Here is a 2579-nt window from a genome sequence, read left to right as displayed (position 1 = left end):
CGGGTTCGGTGGTGGTGGGGGTCGCCGGCCCGGCGGCGATCGGGACCGGCCGGCGCGCCGCCGGCCCGGGGTGGCGCGAGATCCTGCCCGAGGTCGGCGGCTACATCGGAGCCGCGTTCGTGGTCGCCGCGACCGCCGTGCTGGTCGGCCCGCATTGGGATGCGCTGACCCGGATCCAGCAGATCCTCGTCCTCGCGATCCCGGCGGTCCTGCTGGCCGGGGCAGCGGTCGCCATCGCCCGGTCCGCGCCCGGCGGCTGGACGGTGCACGCCGTGAGCGGCACCACGGGCCGGCGGCGGGTCGTCGCCGTGCTGCTCGCCTTCGGGTCCGGACTCGGCGCCGCCGCGGCCGGCGTCGCCGCCGGCGAGAATGCGGCGGATCGCGCCCTGCTGACCACCGCCGCGGTCCTGCTGATCGGGGCCTACCTCTTCTGCCGGAGCGCGCTGCTCCAGCTCGGCGCGCTGCTGGCCGTCGCCCTGGCCACCGTGTCCTGGACGGCGTGGTGGGCCCAGGCGCAGTGGAGCCTGGAGAATCCCTCGACGGCAGTCGGTCTCGCCCTGGGAGCGGTGGCGGGCGGGTGGGCGGTGGCGGCCGCCGCCGGCTGGTTCGACGAGCCGCGGGTGGGCCTGATGGGCGCCTACGGCACCGGTTTCGTCGCGGCCGAGATCGTCGCCGCCGGCAGCACGGCGCCGGCGATCGCCACGACGGCCTACCTCGCGCTGGCCGGGTTGTCGGCCACCGGATTCGTCGGCTACGCCCGGACCCGGTTCGTCGGCCACCTCGTGGTCGCGGTCGTCGCCCTGGCCACGGTCGTCCCGCAAGCGGTGCTGGACTGGACCGACGGGGCGTTCGGGGCCGGCGGTGCGCTGCTGCTCGTCGGCCTGTCGATCGTCGGCGCCAGCCTGGTCGGGTTCCGCGTCCGCCGGGCCGACCACGGCCGGCCGCCGACCACGCCCCTGGGTTAACAACCGCTAACCTGGGGAGGGTAGGCTCACCCGATGCCCGGTTCAGCCAGGGGTGGCCCGCCCCCGTCGCGCCGCGACCAGATCATCGAGGTGGCGGCCGGGCTCTTCGCCGAGCGAGGGTTCCACGGCGTCTCGGTCTACGACATCGGCGCCGCCCTGGGCATTTCCGGGCCCGCGTTGTACAAGCACTTCGCCAACAAGGAGGCGCTGCTCGGGCAGATCCTGGTCGGGATCAGCGAGCACCTGCTGGCCGAGGGACGGCGGCGCGCGGACGCCGCCGCGGCGGACGGCCCGCAGGCGGTGCTGGAATCGCTGGTCGACGGGCACGTCGACTTCGCCCTGACCCGGCCGGCCTTCATCACCGTGCAGTTCCGGGATCTCGCCAGCCTGGCCGACGCGGACCGCAGCACCGTGCGGCGGCTGCAACGCAGCTACGTCGAGCTCTGGGTCGGTGCGATCCGGCCCGTCCTCGGTGCGGACGAGACCCGGGCCCGGGCCGCCGCGCACGCCGCCTTCGGGCTGATCAACTCCACCCCGCACAGCGCCCGGCTGGGCGCCGCGCGGATGGCGGCGCTGCTGCGGGCGATGGCCCTGGGCGCCCTGCACGCCGCCGCACCACCCCCCACCCCGCCGACCAGTTGATCATGGGAAGAGTGCGGGTTTCCGGCCGGCATTCCCGCACTCTTCCCATGATCAACAGGAGTGGGTGGGCGGAGTGGCGGGGCCGGGGCCGGGGGGACTGGAGTGGCGGGGACGGGGACGGGGCCGGGGACGAGGCCGAGGGGACAGGGCGGCGTCAGGGCGAGAAGCGGTAGCCCATACCCGGTTCGGTCAGCAGGTGGCGGGGCCGGCCGGGATCGTTCTCGAGCTTGCGGCGCAGGTGGGCCATGTACTGGCGCAGGTAGTGGGTCTGCGACTCGTACCCGGGTCCCCACACCTGCTGCAGCAGGCTGCTCTGGGTGATGAGCTTTCCCGGGTGGGCGGCGAGGATCTCGAGCAGCTGCCACTCCGTCCGGGTCAGGTGCGGCGGGTCCCCGCCGTCGCTGACGATCGTGTGGTCCCCGAGGTCGATCCGGTGCCGGCCCACGGTGACGGTCGGCGGCTCGGCCCGGCCGGACCGCCGGGTCACCGCGCGGATCCGGGCCAGCAGTTCGTCCAGGCTGAACGGCTTGGTGACGTAGTCGTCGGCCCCGGCGTCCAGCGCGTGGACCTTGTCCGCGCTGCCGGCCCGGCCGGACAGCACGATGATCGGCACCTCGGTCCAGCCGCGCAGCGTCCGGATGACGTCCACCCCGTCGACGTCCGGCAGCCCGAGGTCGAGCACGACCAGATCCGGGGACCGGGCGGCGGCGATCCGCAGGGCGCTCTCGCCGTCGTCGGCGGTGTCCACCTCGTAGTGCCGCGCGGCCAGGTTGATCCGCAGCGCCCGCAGCAGCTGCGGCTCGTCGTCGACCACGAGGACCCGGGCCACCGGCTCGGGTCCCGGCCGCTCGGGGGTGTCGGACGTGCGCTCCATCAACGACCGCCCGCGTGCGGCCGCGACCACCGGTCGACCCGATCGAGCAGGGCCGCGTCGGCCCGGTCGGGGCCGGGACCGGCCCCGGGCCGGCCGCC

The 2579-nt window shown here is 75.5% G+C and carries 3 protein-coding genes; 2 read left to right on the top strand and 1 reads right to left on the bottom strand.

From position 1 onward, the window contains the following. Both ACOJUF_RS14480 and ACOJUF_RS14475 read left to right on the top strand, forming a co-directional pair. The coding region (locus ACOJUF_RS14480) for a hypothetical protein (protein ID WP_420122534.1) at positions 1–965 on the top strand (965 nt) is incomplete at its 5' end. 33 nt (positions 966–998) lie between these two features. Further along, on the top strand, positions 999–1607 hold the full coding sequence (locus ACOJUF_RS14475; protein WP_420122533.1) for a TetR/AcrR family transcriptional regulator: 609 nt from the start codon (positions 999–1001) through the stop codon (positions 1605–1607). A gap of 154 nt (positions 1608–1761) precedes the next feature. Here ACOJUF_RS14475 and ACOJUF_RS14470 read toward each other — a convergent pair whose 3' ends face one another. After that, positions 1762–2436, bottom strand: a complete 675-nt coding sequence (locus tag ACOJUF_RS14470; RefSeq protein ID WP_420122535.1) for a response regulator — start codon at positions 2434–2436, stop codon at positions 1762–1764. Positions 2437–2579 lie beyond the last annotated feature (143 nt).

Origin of the sequence: Nakamurella sp. (assembly GCF_048594475.1) — a bacterium.
Taxonomy (GTDB): Bacteria; Actinomycetota; Actinomycetes; order Mycobacteriales; family Nakamurellaceae; genus Nakamurella.
The sequence above is the reverse complement of the archived record's forward strand: the minus strand, read 5'-3'. Positions and strand labels throughout refer to the sequence as shown.